The organism is Xanthomonas sp. NCPPB 3582 (assembly GCF_041475735.2).
In the GTDB taxonomy this organism is placed as follows: domain Bacteria; phylum Pseudomonadota; class Gammaproteobacteria; order Xanthomonadales; family Xanthomonadaceae; genus Xanthomonas; species Xanthomonas codiaei.
In genome coordinates this window covers 2,914,410-2,937,307 of the sequence record NZ_CM192968.1, presented here as the reverse complement: position 1 = coordinate 2,937,307, position 22,898 = coordinate 2,914,410, and the positions used below count along the sequence as shown (strand labels likewise).

The window sequence follows — 22,898 nt, the reverse complement described above, 5'->3', positions numbered from 1 at the left end:
ATCCATCAAAGATCGAACTTGATGCCCTGGGCCAGCGGCAGCGAATCGGAGTAGTTGATGGTGTTGGTCTGGCGGCGCATGTAGACCTTCCATGCATCCGAGCCGGATTCGCGGCCACCGCCGGTGTCCTTCTCGCCACCGAACGCGCCGCCGATCTCCGCACCCGAGGTGCCGATGTTGACGTTGGCGATGCCGCAATCGCTGCCAGCGGCCGACAGGAACTTCTCGGCCGCCTTGAGGTTCTGGGTGAAGATCGACGACGACAGGCCCTGCGGCACGCCGTTCTGCAGGTCGATCGCCTCGTCCAGCGTGCTGTATTTCATCACGTACAGGATCGGCGCGAAGGTTTCGTGCTGCACCACTGCGTCGCTGTTCTGCAGCCCGGTGACGATCGCCGGCAGCACGAAGTTGCCCGGGCGATCGATGGCGGTGCCGCCGATCTCCACGGTGCCGCCGGACGCCTTGGCCTTGGCGATGGAGGCCAGGAACTGCTCCACCGCGCCGCGGCTGTTGAGCGGGCCCATCAGGTTGGCCGGGTCGGTCGGGTCGCCGATCTTGCTGTCGAGCTGCTTGTACGCCTTGACCAGCGTGGCCAGCACGGTGTCGTAGATGGAGTCGTGCACGATCAGCCGGCGTGTGGTGGTGCAGCGCTGGCCGGCGGTGCCGACCGCACCGAACACGATGCCGGGAATCGCCAGCTTCAGGTCGGCGGTTTCGTCCAGGATGATGGCGTTGTTGCCACCCAGCTCGAGCAGGCAGCGGCCCAGGCGGTGGGCGACCTTTTCGGCGACCACCCGGCCGATCTGGGTGGAACCGGTGAAGCTGATCAGCGGGATGCGGGTGTCTTCGACCAGCTTTTCCGACAGGGCGGTGCCGGCATCGTTGATCAGGAAGAAGATGTCCGGGAAGCCGGCATCCTTCAGCGCCGCGTTGCAGATCTTCATCGTCGCGATCGCGGTCAGAGGGGTCTTGTTGGACGGCTTCCAGATACAGATATCGCCGCAGATCGCCGCCAAAAACGCATTCCACGCCCACACCGCCACCGGGAAGTTGAACGCGCTGATGATGCCCACCAGGCCCAGCGGCTGGTACTGCTCGTACATGCGGTGGCCGGGGCGCTCCGAATGCATGGTGTAGCCGTAGAGCATGCGGCTCTGGCCCACGGCGAAATCGGCGATGTCGATCATCTCCTGCACTTCGCCATCGCCTTCAGGCTTGCTCTTGCCCATTTCCAGTGCCACCAGCGAACCGAGCGCATCCTTGTGCGCGCGCAGCGCCTCGCCACACAGGCGCACCGCCTCGCCGCGGCGCGGCGCCGGCGTGGTCCGCCACACCTTGAAGGCCGCCTGGGCGCGCTGGACGATCAGCTCGTAGTCTTCCGGCGTGGTCGCCTGCACATCGGCGATGACCGCGTTGGTGGTCGGATTGAGCGGCTGCAGCACACCGGCACCGGTGGCCTGCGACCAGGTCGCCTCGCCAAGGTAGGTGCCGGAATTGGACGCGGCGAGATCGAGCGCCTTGAGCAGGTCAGCGGACATGGAATCTCCTGGAAGCAGTGGCGGTCGCGCAGCGGCCAAGGCCGGCAGCGACACGGGTAGCCGGCGATTTTAGCAGGCTCCACCCACCCCAGCCGACTTGGCAAGCTGGCTGAACATGCGACAATGCCGCCCTTGGCCCCGTAGCTCAGCTGGATAGAGCGTCCCCCTCCTAAGGGGAAGGTCGCCCGTTCGAATCGGGCCGGGGTCACCATTGTCGGTATCAAGTGGTGCAGGCCACAACGTCGTAGCGAGTCTGAACGACTCGGTCGTTGCCAAGATCGTTCGGCGACAGTGCACCGCTGCAGATCGTTTCCCGGTCAACCGGGAGCCCAGTCCCGGAAGGGCGGACTCTCGGTAGATTCCCTGGCGCCTGGCCATGTTGAAGTTCGCCGCCGGATCTCGATGACTCGATGCGCAGCGTCCAGAAGGGTGCGGCGCGCAAAGGTGACGCGTTGCACCTCCGGCCTGAAGCGGCTGCACCAGATGCGCGGCCTGGGCGTGTCTGCCAGCGCGATGTCGCGTTTTGAAGGCATTGATGACCGGGAAAGGTCCGAGCGCCTCATGGGGCGTGCGGCTGCGTCGACGACGCACTCACCGATGCCGCACCACCCGCACCGCGACCGGTTTTGCGAACTTGTCCATCGAGACTGTGGAAATGCGGCTGTGGCGGAGCAGGGGGCCGAGTTGTTCGGGGGCGCCCAGGCGCTTATCGACCTCGGGTTCGGCCACGGTACGCGGGCGCTTGCGCTTGTCGGCATTGGCGAAGCGCAGGCGGTTGTATTCCGCCCAGCCGACCGTGGTGATGGCGGCCATCAGCGCGATGACCGGCAGCGCGCCCAGGGCGAAGGGGTCCAGTGCGTTGTGCTGCAGATAGAGTTCCGTATAGGCGCTGCGCAGGCCCAAGAACCAGGCGATCAGCGTGGCCAGCGGTGCCCACAGATAGAAGTAGACCATCCAGGCGCCGGCGGTGGCGGCGCCGTAGGCGAGGCGGCGCGAGCGGCCAAGGCGTTGCGGTAGGTTGATGATGGGCGGTGTCATTGGATTCCTCGGTCGGGACTCTTCCATCGCGCGCGCGTGTTGCGGCGGGCGATGAGGGCGCGGGGGAAGGCGATGACGGCGGTGAACATGCCGATCATCCAGAAGGCGGCCGGGTACCAGATCACCCAGAAGAACTGGCGTGCCAGGCCTTTTTCGTAGCGTCGCTCGATCAGCAGGCTGGTGCCGAACTGCAGCAGGCAGACCACCGCCAGCACCAGTCCATGCCAGCGCGGCAGGATGGTGTCCACATACAACGCGGGCGGCATGGCGATGAACTTGCCCAGCGCCCACAGCACGATGATGAGCAGCATCACGTAGGCCCAGATCAGGCTCAGCGCGTACTCCAGCAGCACCGCCCACATCCGCCGGCTGCGCCAGCTGATTGCGCGCCGTCCATGGCTCAGCAGTACTTCCACGCCGCCACGCGCCCAGCGCAGCCGTTGCATCCACAGGCCGCGAAAGGTTTCCGGCATCAGGATCCAGCACAGCGCGTTGGGCTCGTAGCGGATGTCCCAGCCGTCCAGCTGCAGCCGCCAGGAGATGTCGATGTCTTCGGTGACCATGTTGTCGGACCAGAAGCCGACGTGGTGCAGGGCCGAGCGGCGGAACGCGCAGATCACGCCAGACACCGTGAACAAGCGGCCGTAGACGCGTTGCGCGCGCTTGATCAGGCCGACGATGGCAGAGAATTCGCCCACCTGCATGCGGCCCATCAAAGTGGTGCGATTGCGCACCCGCGGGTTGCCGGTGACGCCGCCCACGCGTGGGCCGGCCACCAGGTGGCCCACCATCCAGCGGGTGGCATTGGGGTCGAGAATGGCGTCGGCATCCACGCACACCAGGTAGTCCGAGCGCGCCGCCAGCGTGCCGACGCGCAGCGCGTTGGCCTTGCCGTGGTTCTGCTCGAGATGGACCACGCGCAGGCGTGGATACTGATGGGTGAGGTCCTCCAGCACCTCGGCCGTGCGGTCGGTGCTGCCATCGTTGATCGCGATGATCTCGTAATCCGCATAGCGCTGCGCGCTCATGGCCGCGATGGTTTCGGCAACGTGCTTGGCCTCGTTGTAGCAGGGCATCAGCAGCGACACGAACGGTTCGCTGGCCATCGGTGGCGGCTTGGACGGGCCGGGCGTGCCGCGCTCGCGCCGCAGGTAGTAGTAGATGCCACCGATCATCCAGAAGAACGCCATGATGATCGGGTAGAAGAACGCGAAGTTGAACAGGGCGGCCAGTAACAGGCTGGTCGTCATCGGTCATCGCTCGATATAGGGGAATTGGCGAGCCGAGATGGCCTCGCGGGCTTCGGGCAACGACGGATGGCCGCCGATGAAATCGTCCGGGTAATACGCCAGGTGGCGCACGCCTGCGGCGAGCAGCAACTGGCTGTGCGCAAGCAGTACGCCGTCGGCCAGCGGCTTGCCGGTGCGCCAGTCGACGGTCTGCAGTTCAAAGATGGTCTTGTCGAAACCTTGCGGCTTTTCGCCGACGCGCCTGGCCAGCTGCGTTAACCATTGCTGCGGGTCGTCGGCGTTTTCCATGTACGGCATCGCCATCAACGCGGTGTAGTCGTACGCGGCGGTGAACGCGTCCAGCCGTTGTGCGAACCAGGCTTCGCTATGCGGTTCCAGCACCGGTTGTGCGAACAGGTTGCGCACCGTCACCAGCTTGGGGCGCCAGCGTTCGGCAGCGGTCTTCAGCTGCTGGGTGAAGCCGATCAGTGCCTGGGTACGTCTGGCGGGATCGCCATTGCCATAGGCGGGCAGCTCGTCGTCGCGCAGGTAGGCATCGTCGTGGAAGAGCAGCCCTTCGAAGTAGGCATTGGCGGCAAGGTCTTCATAGACATCGGCCACCAGGGCGCGCGTGCGTGGGTTGCCGGGGTCCAGGCGCGGCACGTCCTTGGGATCGTTGCCGCGGATCTGCAATGCGGCCTGTTGCTGCGCATCGGGCAGGTGGAAGCCGAGCACCGGCAACCACGCAAACACCCGCACGCCGGCGCGGGTGCGCAACTGCCAGGCGACACGTCCGAACAGGTCCGCGCGCATCGGCAGATGCCGGTTGGGGAAATACAGCGCATCGGCTGCGCCATCCCCATCCGGATCGGCGAAGGCCTGCAGGAACACATGGCTGGGTCCGATGTCCTTGATGCGCTGGACCAGGATGTCGAGGTTGCGTGCCAGCTGTGCCGGGTCCGGATCGTAGACGTAGTCCAGATCGACCTGGATCGCGCGCAGGCCATCGCGCGACAGATCGCGGCGCAGTTCGCCGGCCAGGTCGCGCACATCGGGGTTGTTGAACAGCAACAGGCGGCCGAGGCTGGCCAGCGATTGCCCATCCACGCGGTCGCGTCCCTGCTGGCCGATATCGGCTTCGTGCGAGCGGCCTTCCAGGTCGAAACTCAGCGTCATGCCGAGCTGCGCGGCGATCGCATTGCTGGCGCGGTTGTAGGCGGCATAGGGCCACACCATCGCCCGCGGTGGTTTGCCCAGGTGCGCCACGATGGCATCGCGGCTGTGGCGCAGATCGGTTTCGATGCGCTGGCGATAGTCCGCCTCGCTCTCGTAGCCGCGATCGGCATGCCATTGGCGCGTCACCGCGGCCGGCGTCTGGTTGCCGAACGGGTTGCCGGCAATGCCCTTGTGCAGGTCGTCGCTGTGCGAGCCGATTTCCACCAGGCCGCTGTCCTGCATCTCGCGCAACTGTGCCCAGGTGACGAAGTCGTCGCGGGTGAAATCGCGCGGGCCATAGGGCACGACCTTGCCCGCAGGCAGTTCGACCCAGCTGGTCACCGGCGCAACCAGCGCAGGATAGCCATAGGCCTGCAGCAGCGGAAACACCCGCGTATAGACGCTGCGCAGACCGTCGTCGAAGGTGAGCAACACCGGCCGCGAAGGCAGGGGGCGCCGCCCGGCGCGCGCGTCCAGCACCTGCTGCACGCTCACCGGGTGGTACGCGTGCGAGCGCAACCAGTCCAGGTGCGCCGCGAAGTTGCTGGTGGACACCGCGTATCTATCCGGGTCGCCCTTGGCCGCGACGTCGTCGCGGATATCGTGGTAGCTGAGCACCAGCAGACCCGCATGCGCCGATGACGCAAACGTCGTCAGCAGCAGCGCGAGCAGCAACAGCGGCAGGCGGATCACGGCGTACCTCCCCATCGGAAATCCAGGTCCAGTCCAAGTTGGTGTTCGCGGCGGCCGTCATAGACCGGGCGCGACCAGCTCACCCCATAGGTCAGTGCGCTGCCATCGCCGAGCGACCACAGATGCCGATAGGCAACCGCTGGCACCCATTGGCTGCCGAAGCCGGATTGATAAGTCGGGCCGGCGGTGACTTCCAGACGCTGGCGAAAAGCGTCGTCGTAGCGGCGCCAGCCGATCTGTTCGATCCGCGCGCCCGCTGCCACGCCTGCGCTGCGACGTGGATTGAAGTAGTCGACAACGCGGTCGTCTTCTGCGCGCCCGACCGATGCGGCGAACAGGCCATCGATCAGGACATGCGGGCTGGCCCACAGGCGCTGGCTGCCGGAGAGATCGACTTGGTCGCGCCGGTTGCCATCGCTGTAGCGCAATTGCCGCGCCTGCAGTTCCCAGCGGCGTTCATCGCTGGGTGTCCAGCGCGCGGTGGCGCCGATGCTGTCGGCGGTGATGCCCAGGCGACGTGCCTGCAACGAGGCCTCCGGGTCGCGGGTGCGCCAGGCAACGCTGCCATACCACGCATCGGAAAAGCGCCATCCCGCGTCCAGTGCCCATGCGGTGCCATCACGGTCGAAATCGTCCAGGGCGCGGCCGCCGTAGGCGCTGACATCCAGGCGGTCGTAGCGGTAATGCGTCCCCAGCCAGAAGCTGCGGTAGCGCACGCGGGTGTCCTGAAAGTCGGCCCAGTCGTCGCGGGCACGCAGGCCGACACGCCAGCGCTCGCCGAGCAGGGGCGACTCGGCTTCCAGCAAGGTGCTGCCGAAACGATTGCCGAGCGGCGAGATCGCCGTGGCGCGGTTGTCGTTCTCGCTGCGGCCCCAGGCCTGGCTCAGATGCACCTGCCAGCCACGCTGGCGCTGCAGCGATGCCCCCAACCGTTGCAGGCCGACATCGTCGGGATACTCGTCACGCAGGTCCGTGAACTGCGCGTCGGCCAGATCCAGCCGATCCAGGTCGCGCTGGGTTTCGACCATGCCGCTGCGTGCCTGTTTCTGGTGCGGGTCCAGCGTCAATGCAATCCGATTGCGCTGCAGGGCCTGGGTGGTGTGCCCGCGCCGCGCCTGGATCGAGGCCAGCGCGGCCTGCAGTTCGGCATTGTCCGGACCGATGGCCACGCGCTCGCGCAACAGGCGTTCGGCGTTGCGATTGTCGTTGGCCGCAGAACGCGCAGTGGCGAGCGCGATGTCGGCGCTGAAGCGGTCCCAATTCTCGTAACCGCTGGTGGCGCCCGCTCGACGCGGCCAGGGTGCCTGCGTGGCAGCCAGTCGTTCGAACAGCGGTAGCGCTTCATCGAAGCGCTCCTGTTCGAGCAAGGCGTAGCCAAGCAGGACCTGCGTGTTGAAATCGTTAGGGTTGTGCTGCAGCGCCTGCCGCAGGACGGTCTCGGCCTCGGCAGGGCGGCGCAGTCCCATCAGCGAATCGCCCACCGTCGCAAGCACATACGTCGGGATGTCGATGCCCTGCGCACGCAACGCCTGGTACCCGGCCACCACATCGCGATGGCGCTGGCGCTGGTTGAGCGCGATCAGGCGATCGACGCGCAACCGCCTCGCTTCGCTGGCGACCTGCGGCGGTGCGCCGCCTTCGATACGCGCCACGTTGGCCAATGCCTGATCGGTCTCCGCATAACGGTGCGCTGCGTCGACCGGTTCGGCACCGGCCCAGCCGATCATGCGAGCGACGCGATCGTTTTCGAGGCGGTCGCGTTCCTGTTGCGAGAACCAGTCTGGGTGGAGCCAGACCGCTTCGGCGGCAAGCTGCGCGCTTCCCAGGTCGCCGAGCGTGAGCGCACGCATCGTATAGGCGCCCTTGTCGCGCGGGTCTGCACGCAAGACCCGCTCGTAGATGGCCAATGCATCCGCATAGCGCTGCTGGCCGCGCAATTGCTCGGCCTGTTGCATGGGCGTGAGGGCGATGGAGGCGTCAGTCACATCCGCAGGCCGCACTTCGCCACTGCGCGCCTGAGGCGCACATGCGGCAAACAACGCTAGGCCAAGCAGAGGAGTGAGCGCGCCTGTGAGGTCAGGGCGACCGCGTTGCACGTGCTTGTGCGAGCGTGTGGGGAGAAGAAGTCACTAGCGATCCCGGCTATGAAGAGCGGCGATACTGCGTATACCTTTGTAAAAATGACGTCGTCACGATGTCGATGAGATGTTCGTCGGTTGACACTGCTTGCCGTTGGAGTATGGCGCTCGCGTGGCCGCAGTCGTTGGCGACCGCACGAACGCTCCCGACGATGCTGGCAGATGCAGCCGTGCACTCCGCCAACAACGCGCCTCGTGCGGGCGTTGTTATGTCTCAAAAGGCATTGCTTGAATCTGCATTTAGTCTGCGCATTGGCCGAAATTACCGGCAACAAGTCGTCCTGAACCGGCGGCACGCGCCGACGTTCCTGCAAGCGTGCTCAGCTATTTTGGTGACTTCCATCACATTAGCTTGATTGTCGGACTTTTCTTACAGGGTGGCCCCTACAGCGAGCGTTGACGTTCTGTTAACGCTACCGCAAAGTCCCGCAGCACTCGCCGCGCTCACAGGTTGCGTCGCCGTCTTGGCGGCCAGGCGCGGCGGTGCGAGCAACGGCACGTCAAGGCGTGAACGTGTTGCACAGGGGGCATGACAGATGTGGATGCGATCGGCGCCGTTGGCGCTGGCGGCTTGCCTATGGGCGGTCGCCGGGCTGGCCGCTGCCCAACAAACGGCGCCGTCCAGCCTGGATCGGCAGGAACAGCTGCGCCAGGCCGAAGAGATCCAGCGCAGGCAGGAGCAGGAGCGCCAGGCGCCCTTCGCCGGCCCGCGCGAGGATGCCGAGCGCGTGGACGCACGTAGCACCGCATTGCCCAAGGAAGAGCTGTGCTTTGCCATCGCGCGCGTGCGCCTGTCCGGCGCGGGCGACGCGGCAGACCGCTTTGCCTGGCTGTGGAAATCGTTGCGTCGTTACGAGGGCCGCTGCGTCGGACGTGCGGGGATCGACATCATTCGCCGCCGTGCACTGGATCACTTGGTGGCACGTGGGTTTGTCACCACGCGTATTGGTGTGCCCGAGCAGGATCTGTCGCATGGAGAACTGCGTTTTGAATTGATGCCCGGACGCCTGCGTGCGGTGCGCGTGGTTTCCGATACCGATGGCGCGCACTGGAAAACGGCCTTGCCGCTGCGCAGCGGCGATCTGCTGGATCTGCGTGCGATCGAGCAGGCGGTAGAGCAGTTCAAGCGCCTGCCATCGCAGGACGCCAAGATCGATATCGCGCCAGGGCAAGCGCCGGGCGAGTCGGATCTGGTGATCACGCTGCAGCACGGCCGGCGCTGGCGCGGCGTGGTCAACGCAGAAGATTCGGGTGTGGAAGCCACCGGCCGCGTGCAGGGTGGGCTGGATCTGTCGCTGGACAATCCGCTGGGGCTCAACGATCTGCTCAGCGTGGGCTACAGCCACGATCTGGCCACGCGCGACGAAGAGCGCGGGACCCGCGGCAACAGCCTGAGCTACAGCCTGCCCTGGGGATGGTGGACAGTTGCATTGTCGGCATCGTCGTATCGGTACCACCAGCGCGTGGATGGCTTCCTGCAGACGTTCCAGTCCAGCGGCCGATCCAGCAACGCCCAGCTGGATATCCAGCGCGTGCTGCACCGTGACGGCACCAGCAAGACCTCGGCCGGCGTGACCATCGGCCGGCGCCGCGCACGCAGCTATCTGGATGGCGTGGAGATCGGAATCCAGCGGCGCGATACCAGTAGCGCGGAGTTCTACTTCACGCATCGCCGCTATCTCGGCGCCATGCAGCTGGATGCGCGTATCGCCCATCGGCGCGGAACGCCCTGGTTCAATAGCCAGTGGACCGGATACGACCCACAGATCGGCTTTCCGACCTTCCGTTATGGCGTCACCACTCTGGACATCAGCACTGCGCTGCCGTTCAAGCTTGGCCCGGTACCGATGGCGTGGGAGAGCAGCCTGCGTGCGCAGACCGCCGGCGAACTATTGCTTGGCTCGGAATTCGTCACCATCGGCGGCCGCTACAGCGTGCGTGGCTTCGACGGTGAAGCCACCTTGGGTGCAGAGAAGGGCGCGTACTGGCGCAATACCTTGAGCTTTCCGGTACAGCGGATCGGGCTGACGCCCTACCTGGGCCTAGACGCCGGCCGTATCGATGGCACCAGTGCGAGCGGGCTGCGCGGGCGCAGCCTGGTGGGTGGTGCGGTGGGCCTGCGCGGCGGATGGTTCGGCGCCAGCCTCGATGCGTTCGCCGGTTGGGCCATCCACCGGCCTGAAGGTTTTGGAAGCGCGCAGCCAGCCTATGGCGCGCGGGTGATCTACCAGTTCTGACATGGATCGCGCAGCCAGCCGGCCGCGCGCTAGCGGATTGATGCCGTCCACAGGCGGCCAGAGAGAAACGATGGATATCGAAGCGATGAGCGTGCGTGGTTACGTGGTCGAGCAGGGCAAGCGCGCCTTGGCGCTGCTGCTGTGCGTCACCATCACCTGGACCTCGTTCCCGGCCTGGGCCCAGGTTGCACCCACGCCCAATCCCGGTGGGCAGACCCCCGGCCAGCAGGTCGCTGCCAATGGGGTGCCGGTGGTGGACATCGTCGCGCCCAATGCGCGCGGCGTCTCGCACAATCGCTACAGCAATTTCAATGTCGGCCCGAACGGGCTGATCCTCAACAACAGCGCGCAGATCTCCAAGACCGAGCTGGGCGGCTATGTCGCGGGCAACAACAACCTGCAGCGCAGCGGCGCGGCCTCGCTGATCCTCAACGAGGTCACCTCGGCCAGCAGCCGGTTGCAGGGCTATACCGAGATCGCCGGTGCCAAGGCGCAGTTGGTGATCGCCAACCCCAATGGCATTTCCTGCGATGGCTGCGGCTTTCTCAACACCTCGCGCGTCACGCTCGCCACCGGTACGCCGAACCTGGGAAGCGATGGTGCCTTGAATGGTTTCACCATTACCGGCGGCGCACTCAGCATCGGCAGCAATGGCCTGGATGCGTTCAACGTGGATCGCCTGGACCTGCTCTCGCGGCAACTCGGCGTCGACGGCTCGATCTGGACCAGGGAACTGGTGGCCAGTGCAGGCACCGGACGTGTCAATGTCGATGGCATGTTGCTGGAGGTGTTGCCCGGCACCGATGGCGCAGCACCGTCGATCGGCATCGACGTGGCGCAGCTGGGCGGCATGTACGCCGAGCGGATTCGCCTGATTGCCACCGAAGCCGGTGTTGGCGTGGTCAGCCGCGGCACCCTGGCGGCACAGAGCGGCGATCTGCAGATCGACAGTGCCGGCCAGGTGAGCCTGAGCGGCACCACCGTGGCGCGCGATGGATTGAACGTGCGTGCCTCCGGTGACCTGGACCAACGCGGCGTGCTGGGCTCGCAGCAGGGCGATGTCAACCTGCGGGGCGCGCAGCTGCGCCTGTCCGGCGATCTGGTGGCTGCCGGGGCGTTGATAGCACAGGCCAGCGGGACCTTGCAGCATGCCGGCCGCAGCAGTGCCGGCGCAATTCGCCTGTTTGGTTCGGAGTTGAATGCCGACGGCAGCCTGCACAGCACCGGTGCACTGGAGCTGGGAGCCGATGGCCTGTTGCGCAGCGGCGGTGTTGCATATGGCGGCGCAGGTGCGGATCTGCGTGCGGCAAGCATCACGCTGTCCGGTACCTTGCAGAGCGGCGGTGCGATTGCATTGAACGCAAACACCATCGACGCGCTTGGTACGCTGGATGCAGCGACCGCGTTGCGAGTGACCGGCAGCGGCGATGTGCGGATGGGCGGGCTGGCGCAGGCGGGGCGGGACGCGCAGGTGCAGGCCGGTGGCCGGCTGGGGTTGCAGGGGCAACTGGTCGCTGCCGATGCGGTTGCGTTGAGTTCCGGCGCGCTCGATGTTGCGCAGCGCGCTGCCCTGTCTGCGGGAGCCGATCTGGATCTGCGCAGCACTGCCGCGCTGAACAACGCGGGCAGCGTTTACGCCGGTCGCGACCTGCGGCTCCAGGCCGGCAGCGTGGCCACCGCCGGCAGCATGACCGCTGCGCGCGATGCGCAGGTTGCTGTCGCCGGAGGCTTCGTCAACAGCGGCACCGTTGTGGCTGGAAACGCATTGACGGTGGACGCTGCACAGTTGGAAAGCCGTGGCGACATCGGCAGCCAGCGTAGCGATACCACCCTGCGCGCCGGCAATGGCGTCATTCTGAGCGGCAACACCGTGGCGGGCGGGGCGCTGGCAGTGGATGCCGGCACTACGGCGCAACTCTCCGGGGCGGTCAATGCTGCGAGCATGGCCCTGCGCAGTGGCGGCAATGCCGAGGTATCGGGCACCTTGCAGACCACACGCGGCGATGTCGCCGTTATCGCCGGGGGCGAGCTCGCCAACGCTGCGCTGGTGAGTGCAGCGGGTGCGATCGACCTGCAGGCGGATGGCGCGCTGCGCCAGCGCGGCCAGCTGCGCAGCGCCGGCGCTTTGCAATTGCGTGGTGGCACGGTCGAGCACGAGGGGGCGATCGATGCCGGTGCCGATCTGCGCGTTGCAAGCGCCGCCGATCTGGCGTTGAACGGCACCTTGCAGAGCGCAGGTGCTATCACCTTGCAGGCGGGCAACGCGCTGGAAAATCGCGCAAACGTGGTGGCGAATGGCGCGCTGCAGGTCGATGCGGCCTCGCTGCGCAATGCGCAGGACGCGGCACTCTCCTCCAACGCCGGTGCGGTTGTAAGAACTAGCGGGGTGCTGGATAACGCTGGCAGCCTTTACGGCGCTGATGCAGTGCAGCTGGCGGCTGGCACGCTGCTCCAGAGCGGCCGGATTGGCAGTGGCAATACGCTGACCGCAACGGTTAGCGGCGGCTTCGACAACACCGGCAATGTGGTCGCCCGAAACGCGCTGCAGATCGACGCTGCCAGCCTGCGTAGCGACGGTCAACTCGGCAGCGAAGCGGGCAGCGTGCGGCTGGCGAGCCTGGGCGACATGCGGGTGCAGGGCGTGACGGCAGCGGCGACGTCGCTACAGGCCAGTGCTGGTGGCGATCTGCAGCAGGCGGGCGCGTTGACGGGGCAGTCAGTCGCATTGACGGCGGGGCGGGATCTCTCCGCGGCCGGTACGCTACAGGCATCGACGCTGGATCTGCAGGCGCAGCGTGCGCTGACCTTTGCCGCGCAAGGCCAGGTACAGGGCGATACATCCGTCCACGCGAACAGCGTGACGACAAGCCAGGACGCCGTGCTGCAAGCTGGCGGCGCCTTGACGTTGGAGGGGGGCGCCATCGACAGTCGTGGCACGCTGGACGCGGGCGGCGATCTGCGGATCCGCAGTCAGGGCGATCTTGCGCTGGCTGGCGTGGCTCAGGGCGGCCGCGACGTGCATCTCACCGCTGCCAATGCGGTAAGCAACGCCGCGCATGTCGTGGCTGGACGCGATCTGACCCTTCAGGCGCAGCAACTGGACAATGCTTCCGCCGGTGTCCTGGCCGGCGAGAGCGACGTGGCGTTGACCACGGTAGCGCAGCTCGCCAACGCCGGCCGCGTGCAAGCCGGCGGCAATGTCCAGCTCACCTCGGCGGCGCTGGACCAAAGCGGCAGTGTCTCCGCGGGCAAGGCCTTGAAGGTTGCGGTGGCTGGCACGCTGGATAACCGCGGTAGCCTGGTCGCCAGGGACGTGTTGCTGGTCGACGCAGCAAGCCTGCGCAGCAGCGGCCAGCTTGGCAGCGAACGTGCCGATGTCACGCTGGCCAGCCAGGCGGACATGCAGTTGAACGGCGTGGTGGCTGCTGCCACTGCATTGCGCGCCAACGCCGGTGGCGACCTCCAACACTCCGGCACGCTCACGGCGCAATCGCTTGCACTGCAGGCCGGCCGCGACCTTGCCGTCAATGGCGCCGTCCAGTCTGCCTCCACTCTGGATCTTCAGGCGCAGCGCTCGCTTGCGGTGAACGGGCAGGCATCGAGCACAGGCAACGCCGTGCTCACCGCTGCGGCCATCACCACTGGCAGCGCGGCCGTGGTGAAGAGCGGCGCCGACATCACCCTGGACGGCAGCGCCATCGATAGCCGCGGTGCACTCGATGCAGCCGCCGATCTGAGCGTGCGCAGCACAGGCGATCTTGCACTGGGCGGTGTGGCCCAGGCCGGGCGCGATGTCACCCTGACGGCCGACGGTGCATTGCGCAATTCCGCGCAGGTGATTGCCGCGCGCGATCTCGGCGTGCGCGCGGCCAGTGTCGACAATGCCGCCGACGCAACCCTGGGGGCATTGCGCGATCTGCGTATCGACGTGGCTGGCACGCTGCAGAACAGCGGCACCCTGCATGGCGAGCGCGGGCTTGCAGTGTCGACAGGCGCGTTGTTGCAGCGTGGCCGCCTGTACAGCGGAGAGGCGATTTCCATTGCTTCGAGCGGAGCCTTCGAGAATGTCGGGCAATTGGTGTCCGGCAAGGACCTGACCATCGGGGCGAGCAACATCGTCAGCAACGGCCAGCTCGGCTCGGTGACGGGCGCACTGACGCTGACCAGCCAGAACGCCATCGACCTGCGCGGCGTCGTGTCTGCCGCCACTGCGCTGCAGGCCACCGCAGCTGGCGACCTGCTGCAGGCGGGCACGCTCGGTGCGCAGAGTGTCAGCTTGCAGGCAGGGCGCAACCTCACTGCCGGCGGCACGTTGCAATCGGCCTCCACGCTGGATCTGCAGGCGCAGCATGTGCTCGCCTTGAACGGCCAGGCGCAGGCAGGCGGTGTTGCCGCCCTGCGGGGCGCCAGCATCACGACCGGTGAGGCCGCCGTGCTGAAAAGCGCTGGCCTGATCACCCTGGACGGCGCAGCCATCGACAGCCGCGGCACGCTCGATGCAGGCAGCGATCTGCGCGCGACCAGTACCGGTGGCCTCGCCTTGGCAGGAGTGGCGCAAGCCAACCGCGATGTGGTGCTCAACGCAGCGGGTGGCCTGAGCAATGCGGCTCAAGTCGTTGCAGGCCGCGATCTTTCCGTGCAGGCAGGCACGGTCACCAACGCCGCGTCCGGCGCTCTGGCTGCCGAGGGTGTCGTCACCCTGACGACCGGTGCGCTACAGAACGCCGGCAACGTGCAAAGCGGCAGCGACCTGCGTATCACTGCAGCCAGCCTGGATCAAAGCGGTTCGGCGAATGCCGGCAAGGCGTTGACCGCCAATGTCACCGGGCTGCTGGACAATCGCGGCAACCTGATCGCCGCCGATGGCCTGGTCGTGGACGCAGGCAGCCTGCGCAGCAGCGGGCAGCTCGGCAGCCAGACAGCCGATGTCGATCTGACCAACCGCGGCGAGATGACGCTGCAAGGCGTGGTTGCCGCGGCGACCACCTTGCAGGCAACCGCGGCAGGCGATCTGCAGCAAGGCGGTTCGCTCAAGGCGCAGTCGGTTGTGCTGCATGCCGGGCGCGACCTGGTCGCGGCAGGCACCTTGCAGTCCGCCTCCGGGCTGGACCTGCAGGCGCAGCGCACGCTCGCATTGAACGGGCAGGCGTCCAGTGGTGGCGCCGCTACCCTGCGCGCTGCCACCATCGGCACGGCGCAAGCGGCGGTGCTTCAGGCCGGTGGCGCAATCAGCCTGGATGGCGCGGCGATCGACAGCCGCGGCGCCCTCGATGCATCCACCGATTTGAATTTGCGCAGTACCGGCAACCTGGCCGTTGCCGGAGTTGCGCAGGCCGATCGTGCCGTGGTGCTGAGTGCTGCCGGCACGCTGGCCAATGCCGCGCAGGTCGTCGCCGGCCAGAACCTGAGCGTTACCGCCGCCAGTGCAAGCAACACCGGCACCGGCGTGCTGCTGGCGCAAGGCGATACCACGCTGACCATTGCCGGTTTGCTCGACAATGCCGGCGCCATCCGCGCAGGCAATCAGCTGACGCTCGGCGTTGGCGCGCTGCGCCAGAGTGGGCAGGCGTACGGCTTGCAGCGTCTTGGCCTGACCGCATCGGGTGCGGTGGACAATCGCGGTGACCTGATCGGCGGCAACGGCTTGCGCGTGGAGGCCGGACAGCTGAGCAGCAGCGGCCAACTAGGCAGCGAGCGCGGCGATGTCGCCTTGATCAGCCGCGGCAACCTGCAGCTGGACGGCAACCTGGCCGCGGCAGCGGCGTTTTCGGCGCAGGCCGAAGGCAGCTTGTCGCAGAGCGGTCGTCTGAGTGCGGGCAGCAGCCTGGACCTGCACTCCAAGGGCGATCTCACTGTCGCAGGGCAGCTGTCTGGTCAACAGACCACGCTGACAAGCGATGCGGCGCTGCGTCAGCAAGGTGTCGTCAGTGGCGCGATAGTGGGTCTGCAAGGTGCGCGCATCGACCATGCAGGGCAGACCACGTCAGCAGGCAATCTGACTCTGCGTGCCGGCGATATCAATGTCGCCGGTACCGTGGGCGCAGGCATCGCGGCCGATGGCAATCTGGGGATGGGAAGCACCCTGAGCCTGGTCGCAGACCGCCAACTAGGCGTGTCCGGCAAACTGCTGGCCGGTGGCAACCTGGTGGCGCAAGGCGATCAGCTCGACCTAAGCGGTTCCAGCACGCGGGCTACCGGCAACGCCTCGCTCACCACTGCGGGCAGCCTCGCTCATCGTGGCGGCGATCTTCTCGCAGGTGGCACATTGAGCGTCCAGGCCGGCGGCATGATCGACAACGGCCGGCTCAACACGGTTGGCGGCCAGATGCAGGCCACCCAGCTCAGCATCGATGGCGGCAGTTTGAACAATGCCGGTGGCCGGCTGGTGCAGAGCGGCGCTGGCCTCACCCGGGTCAGCATCGGGGGCGCCATCGACAACACCGCTGGCACCTTGGCCAGCAATGGTCAGGATCTGACCATCACCGCGGCGAGCCTGGAGAACGCGCAAGGCCGGATCGAGCATGCCGGCACCGGCAATCTTTCGGTCACCAGTCGCGGCGCGTTGGGAAATGCCAATGGACGCATCCTGAGCCAGGGCCAGCTCACTCTGGGTGCGAGCAGTGGCTTGAACAACCAGGGCGGCGCCATCGCCGCAGCCGGCGATGCAACGCTGACGGCGGCCAGCCTCAACAACATTGGCGGCTCGGTCGCCGCACGTGGGCTGACTGTCCAGGCCGGCGGCACCACCGATAACCGCAGCGGTTTGCTGCAGGCCAGTGGTGGTGCGCTGACACTGCGTGCCGATAGCCTGAGCAATGCCGGCGGTACCGTGCAGGCGGTTGCCAGCGGCGGGGCAGGCGGCAGCCTGCGGGTGGAACTCAACCGTGGCCTGGATAACGGCAACGGCATCATCGGCGCCAGCACCGATGCGGTGATCACGGCAGAAAACATCGCCAGCGCCGGCGGTAGCCTGCAAGCGGCGCGCGACCTCAGCGTCACTGCGCGCGGCCAGCTGGACAATCACCAGAACGCCAAGCTCAGCGCCGGGCGCGATCTCAACGTCGCTGTGGCAGGTGCGCTACTGAACAGTGGTGGACAGCTCGATGCCGGCAACACCCTGACCGCCTCCGGCGGGCTGATCGACAACACGCAAGGCAGCGTCGTCAATAACGGAGCCGGGCTGACGCGCATCACTACCGGCGGCGCCCTGACCAACAGCAGCGGCAATCTGGGCGGGCGCGGCAGCGTGGTCATCGATGCGGCCAGCATCGCCAACAACAGCGGGCAGCTGGTGGCCGGTGGCGATCTGATCGCCAATACCAATGGCCTGAACAATCAGGGCGGCAGCGTCTATGCGGGCGCGAACGTGCTGCTGCAGCGCGCAGGCGCGACGCTGGACAACCGCAACGGCAGGATCAAGGCCGAACAAGCGGTCCGCCTGAACCTGCAGAGCCTGAGCAACGCAGGTGGACAGATTGGCGCAGGCAGCACGACCGGTGGGGCCGGCGATGTGGTGATCGATACCGTGGGCTTCGATGGTGGCGGCAGCATCCTGGCGCAGAATCTGCTCGACCTGACCCTGCGCAGCGACTACACCCATCGCGCCGGTGCCGACCTGGTCAGCAACGGCAATTTCAACCTGCGCGTGGGCGGCAACCTCGTCAATGAGTCCACGCTCAAGGCCGCACGTGCGCTGGACATCACCGCCAGCAGCATCACCAACCGTGCCGGCGCCAGCATCCTGTCCAACGATACCCGCCTCAATGGCGGCAACGTCATCGACAATGCCGGCAGCATTTCCGGCAACGGCGCCTTGTCGCTGGTTGCCAACAGTGTCTACAACACTGGCAGCATCGTAGGTGGCAATGTGTCGGTGAATACCGGCACGCTGGTCAACGGCGCTGATCTCGGCGGCGCGACCGACAATGCCGCTTACGGCTCGGCCTTGCTCGGCTCCACCGGCAACATGAACCTTGTCGTGCGCGATCAGCTGCTCAACCGCGATGCGCGCATCTTTAGCCTGGGCAATATCGCGATTGGTGGTGCGCAGGATGGTGGTGGCACGCTGGTAGCGCGTACGGGTGTGGTGAATAACCTGTCGGGCAGTATCGAGGCGGATGGGAATGTTTTGATTGCGGCGAATCAGCTGAACAATCGTCGTCGCGTGGTAAATGCTATCACTGGCCCATTATCTGATGCAGAGCGCGAAGCGGCTAATGCTGCCTTGCCAATCGAAGAGCTGACGCCTAGGCAGCCAATTCCTGAGAATCCGCGCGGAGAGAACATTGGATACTCGATACCGCTAGGTCGTTATCGGGTCTATGACGTGAGAGAGCAGGAGCGGTTGGTCAGTGCAAGCTCTGAAAGTCGGATTGCGTCAGGCGGGAACTTGGCAATATCAGGCACTCTGCGCAATTTTGCATCTACAGTGGCCGCTGGAAGTAATCTTTTTCTCAACTCTAGAGGTGTAGGTGGAATTTCTGACCAAGTTTATACGGGTCAAGAGGCAATATTTAACGAATCCCTGGCTCTCAAGCAGGTTACAAACTATGTAGATGTCGAAGAAAGCTACGTTCTGGACGAAAATACTGATTGTGCGCAAGGGATAGAAAATCGGGGGTGTACTTATAGCATCCAGCAGATTGAAGTGGGGTCTGGGACCTTAGACAGGAGTTACACTGCTCTTGGCGCCAGCATGACCGGCAACCAAGGCGTCAGCATCAACGGCGCGAACATCAGCAATGGCGCAGTCGGCATCGACGGGCGTGCGATCAGCGGTGCGTCGCTGGCTGCAGTCGGCGCGCAAGGCGGCCTGAGCGGTCGTGGCAGGCAGAGCGCAGCCAGCGCTGGTCAGCAGGCAGTGACCGGGCGTGCCAACGGGGGCGCGGACAGCATCCGTGTTGCCACCGGTACTGCCGGTAACGCAGGCGCTCAAGTCGGCGCCAACACGCAGGACGCCACGCTCGCCACGTCGGGCGGCATCGTCAAGATGTCGGTCGCACCGGTGATGTCCAACGACAGTGGGCTGGTGCGCAGCAGCGTCGATCAGACTGATGTGCAACCCACCGCAGCTGGTACCGGTGTCACGGCAGGTGCGAACGAAACCCGCACGCGTGTCGACCCCGCCACCATTCCGGTCGCCAATATTGTGGGCGGCGGCCAGACCTCGCTGACGCAGATCGATCTGCCTATCGGCGGCTTGTATCGCCTGTCCAATGGCACGGCCACTGACCGCACCGCAATGGGGCGCGCAGCAACCGGCCTCGGTGGCATCAACGCCTGGCGCAGCAATGGTCCGGGCCGTCGTTACCTGATCGAGACCGATCCGCGCTTCGTCAACTACGACAACTTCATCAGCAGCGACTTCCTGCTGGACAAGCTGGGCGTGGATCCGGAGTGGACCCAGACCCGCCTGGGCGACGGCTTCTATGAGCAGCGCCTAGTGCTGGACCAGATCACCCAGCTCACTGGTCGTCGCTACCTGGGCAACTACGCCGATGGCGTGGCGCAATACCGCGCCTTGCTCGAATCCGGCGTGGCCGCCGCAGGCCAGCTGCAGCTGAGCATGGGCGTGGGCCTCACCGCCGCGCAGGCCGCTGCGCTCACGCAGGACATCGTGTGGATGGTGGAGCAGGACTACCAGGGCCAGAAGGTACTGGTGCCGGTGGTCTATCTGGCCTCCAACTCGCTGCAGTTGCGCGGCAATGGCGCCTTGATCGCTGGCGGCAATGTCGAGCTCAACGCCACCAACGCCATGAGCAACCAGGGCGTGATCGCCGGTGCCGATGTCAGCATCACCGCCGGCAACCTGCTCAACCAGGGCCGTATCAGCGGCACCGGCACCGTGGCATTGGAAGCGCGCAACGACCTGCTCAACCAGGGCCAGATCCAGGGCCGCGATGTTGGGCTGGCAGCGGGCAATAACCTGGTCAGCGAAGCGTCCAAGGCCATCAATGGCGTCGGCATCCTGTCAGGCATCAGTGCCAGCAATACATTGCAACTGTTTGCCGGCAACGATATGACCCTGACCGGCACCCGCGTGCAGGCGGGCGGCAGCGCGGCGCTGATCGCGGGCAACAATCTCAGCCTCACGCCCAGCGCATTGCGCGACGATAACGGCCTGCTGCGCGGCGGCGATGCCGTGTCACTCGTCACGGGTAAAGACCTGATCGTGTCCGCAGGCAACGACCTGCAGCTGCATGGCGTCACCATCAACGCCGGCGGCAGCGCCGCCTTGCAGGCAGGCAACAACCTTTCGCTGACCCCCACCACCGGTCTGGACGGCAAGGTCGCCACCCGCACCAACATCAGCACCGGCGACAGCCTGCAACTCACCGCCGGCAACGACCTGACCATCCGCCAGGCCGAGCTGAAGGCGGGCGGTGATCTGATCGCCGCAGCGGGCAACAACCTCAATGTCGAGTCCGTGCTCAACGAGACCGAGAACGATGGCTACAAGACCCGCAACGGCAAGACCCGTGTCAGCGTCACCACGACCACGCAAACCATCGACCAGCAGGCACTGACGGCCGGCGGCAACCTGATCCTCAGCGCCGGCAATGACGTCAATCTGGTCGCTGCCAAGCTCGAAGCAGGCAAGGGCCTAGGCATCAGCGCCGGCAACGACATCAACGCCAGCACGCTGACCACGGTGGACACCAGCGATGTCCTGGAAACGCGCAAGCGCTTCAAGCAGACCACCAATACCCGCGACGAAACCGTCCACGGCACCGAGTTCACCGCCGGCAGCAACCTCGCCATGCAGGCGGGCAACGACATTACCTTGACCGCCGCATCGGCCGCGACCAAGGACGGCGGCATCACCCTGGCCGCCGGCAACGACGTCAACCTGCTCGCCGCCAGCGAGCAGCACGACGCCGTGCAGGACATGACCAAGAAGAAGAAGGGCACGTTCAGCAGCAAGACGACCACTACGCATGATGCGTGGCACGACAATGTGGCGGTCACTACCACGCTCAGTGGCGATACGGTGCAGATCGCGGCGGGTAATGACTTGCTGTCGCAAGGTGCGCAGGTTGTCGGCACCGGCGACGTCACGCTTGCAGCAGGCAACAACCTGACCTTGGAAACTGCTCAGAACACGCATAGCGAAGAGCATGACAAAGTCACCACCAAGTCCGGTTTGTTCGGAAGTGGCGGTATTGGGGTGACGCTCGGTAAGCAAAAGGTCACCACTGGCGCCGACATCGACCAGATCACGCATACCGGAACGACGGTCGGCAGCCTTGAGGGTGATGTCACCCTGGTGGCCGGCAACAAGTTGGCGATCGCCGGCAGCGATGTCATGGCGCTGCAGGGCGACCTGACTGCGACCGGAAAAGACATCGCGATCACGGAGGTCTACAACGACAACGATGCGGAACAGCGCAGCAAGTTCAGCCAAGGTGGTTTGTCGCTTACTTTGAGTTCGGCTGCGATCAGCCTGGCACAGGCGGCAAACGACAGCTACAAGGCCAGCAAGGCGGTCAAGGGCGACAGTCGCATGGAAGCACTTGCGCTCGGGTCGGCGGCCTACAGTGCGTATGGGGCAGGGCAGGCGCTGGGCCAAGCGGGCAGCGCGTTGAGCAGTGGCAGCGCTGCAGGTGCAGCCCAAGGGGCTAATCTGAGCATTGCCATCAGTATTGGCGGCAGCAAGAGCGAGAGCAAGAGCACGCAGACGGCCAGTGTCGCGCAAGGCTCCAAGCTACAGGCAGGCGGTGACGTCAACCTGATAGCGACCGGTGGCAGCGACCAGAGCAACTTGTTGATTCGTGGGAGTGACATCAAGGCGGGCAATGATCTGCTGCTGGCAGCCGATCACGATGTACTCATCGAAGCAGCCAAGAACACCGCCGAGCAAAAAAGTACCAGTAAGAGCAGCAGCGCGTCGTTGGGTGTCGGCATCACTTACGGCCCGGATGGTGCCGCATTTGGCGTGATGATCAGTGCAGCTGGATCGCGCGGCAAGGCCAATGGCGAGGACGTGACCTACAGCAATAGTCATCTGGCTGCGGGCAACACGGCCACGGTCATCAGTGGCAATGACACCACGCTCAAGGGCGCGCAGCTGTCGGCGGACAAGGTGATCGCCGATGTCGGTGGCAATCTGAGCATCGAGAGCCTGCAGGACACCAGCACGTACGACAGCAAGGACAAGAGTGTTGGTGCGAGTGTGACCTTTGGCGCAGGGTTCAGTGCCAGCGGAAGCTATAGCAGCAACGAGGTCAACGGTGAATTCGCCAGCGTCACCGAGCAAAGCGGCATCCAGGCCGGCGATGGCGGCTTCAACATCCGCGTGGGCGGCAACACCGACCTGAAGGGCGGCGTGATCGCCAGCACCCAGGCGGCGGTGGATGCCGGAGCCAATCGCCTGCAGACCGGCACGCTGACGTATAGCGATATTGAAAATACCAGCAGTTACGATGCCAAGGGGTTCAGCCTCTCGGGCGGATACAGCAAAGGCATAGGCGACAACAAGCAGCAGGGAGAAACCGGTCAGGTCCAATCAACAGTTAACAATGGCGAAAATTGGTCTTGGCAGAACTTCCAGACTGGAAGCAGCGGTACAGCGGCTGGCATCGGGAGCAAGAGCGGCGACGCGACATCGACCGCCACTAGCGGAATTAGTGGTGGCAGCTTGGTCATCACCGATGAGGCTGGGCAACTCGCCAAGACTGGCAAGACCGCCGCAGATGCTTTGGCGGGGCTGAAGCGCGATGCGATCAGTGGCGATGATGCGGGTGGCTTGACGAAGCAATGGGATGGTCAGGCACTGCGTGATCAGGTTGCTGCGCAAGCGCAGATCACTGC

General features: G+C 65.6%; 6 protein-coding genes, 1 tRNA gene and 1 pseudogene. 3 read left to right on the top strand and 5 right to left on the bottom strand.

What is annotated here, in order from left to right:
- Window positions 1–5: 5 nt before the first annotated feature.
- The gene (amaB, locus tag ACCQ05_RS12340) at window positions 6–1,538 is read right to left on the bottom strand and encodes an L-piperidine-6-carboxylate dehydrogenase (protein ID WP_372390540.1); all 1,533 of its coding nucleotides are present in this window, start codon (window positions 1,536–1,538) and stop codon (window positions 6–8) included.
- A 134-nt stretch (window positions 1,539–1,672) separates the two neighbouring features.
- On the opposite strand from amaB, the gene ACCQ05_RS12335 reads away from it, so the two are divergent.
- Window positions 1,673–1,749, top strand: a tRNA-Arg gene (locus ACCQ05_RS12335).
- 380 nt (window positions 1,750–2,129) lie between these two features.
- On the opposite strand, the gene pgaD is transcribed toward ACCQ05_RS12335, so the two are convergent.
- From pgaD to pgaA, 4 genes are read right to left on the bottom strand one after another with little or no spacing between them, the layout of a single operon-like run.
- Window positions 2,130–2,576 (bottom strand): poly-beta-1,6-N-acetyl-D-glucosamine biosynthesis protein PgaD, encoded by a 447-nt coding sequence (gene pgaD, locus ACCQ05_RS12330; RefSeq protein ID WP_372390537.1) that lies wholly within the window; start codon window positions 2,574–2,576, stop codon window positions 2,130–2,132.
- Window positions 2,573–3,826 (bottom strand): poly-beta-1,6-N-acetyl-D-glucosamine synthase, encoded by a 1,254-nt coding sequence (gene pgaC / locus ACCQ05_RS12325; RefSeq protein WP_372390534.1) that lies wholly within the window; start codon window positions 3,824–3,826, stop codon window positions 2,573–2,575. The genes pgaD and pgaC overlap by 4 nt, the downstream gene beginning before the upstream one ends.
- Window positions 3,827–3,829: 3 nt before the next feature.
- Window positions 3,830–5,728, bottom strand: a complete 1,899-nt coding sequence (gene pgaB / locus ACCQ05_RS12320) for a poly-beta-1,6-N-acetyl-D-glucosamine N-deacetylase PgaB (protein ID WP_372390532.1) — start codon at window positions 5,726–5,728, stop codon at window positions 3,830–3,832.
- Window positions 5,710–7,668 carry a poly-beta-1,6 N-acetyl-D-glucosamine export porin PgaA gene (gene pgaA / locus ACCQ05_RS12315; protein WP_372394069.1) on the bottom strand — a complete coding sequence of 653 codons (1,959 nt, stop codon included), beginning with the start codon at window positions 7,666–7,668 and terminating at the stop codon, window positions 5,710–5,712. The genes pgaB and pgaA overlap by 19 nt, the downstream gene beginning before the upstream one ends.
- Before the next feature lie 719 nt (window positions 7,669–8,387).
- Between pgaA and ACCQ05_RS12310 the strand changes: the two genes are divergently transcribed.
- Together ACCQ05_RS12310 and ACCQ05_RS12305 are read left to right on the top strand one after the other, a co-directional pair.
- On the top strand, window positions 8,388–10,088 hold the full coding sequence (locus ACCQ05_RS12310; protein ID WP_372390529.1) for a ShlB/FhaC/HecB family hemolysin secretion/activation protein: 1,701 nt from the start codon (window positions 8,388–8,390) through the stop codon (window positions 10,086–10,088).
- Between the two features lie 70 nt (window positions 10,089–10,158).
- A pseudogene (locus ACCQ05_RS12305) lies at window positions 10,159–22,497 on the top strand (hemagglutinin repeat-containing protein); the annotation flags it as partial.
- Between the last annotated feature and the right edge of the window lie 401 nt (window positions 22,498–22,898).

Excerpts from the sequence above, each read along its gene's own strand:
- amaB (WP_372390540.1), bottom strand. The coding sequence starts at position 1,538 with ATGTCCGCTGACCTGCTCAAGGCGCTCGATCTCGCCGCGTCCAATTCC.
- pgaD (WP_372390537.1), bottom strand. The coding sequence starts at position 2,576 with ATGACACCGCCCATCATCAACCTACCGCAACGCCTTGGCCGCTCGCGC.
- pgaC (WP_372390534.1), bottom strand. The coding sequence starts at position 3,826 with ATGACGACCAGCCTGTTACTGGCCGCCCTGTTCAACTTCGCGTTCTTC.
- pgaB (WP_372390532.1), bottom strand. The coding sequence starts at position 5,728 with ATGGGGAGGTACGCCGTGATCCGCCTGCCGCTGTTGCTGCTCGCGCTG.
- pgaA (WP_372394069.1), bottom strand. The coding sequence starts at position 7,668 with ATGCAACAGGCCGAGCAATTGCGCGGCCAGCAGCGCTATGCGGATGCA.
- ACCQ05_RS12310 (WP_372390529.1), top strand. The coding sequence starts at position 8,388 with ATGTGGATGCGATCGGCGCCGTTGGCGCTGGCGGCTTGCCTATGGGCG.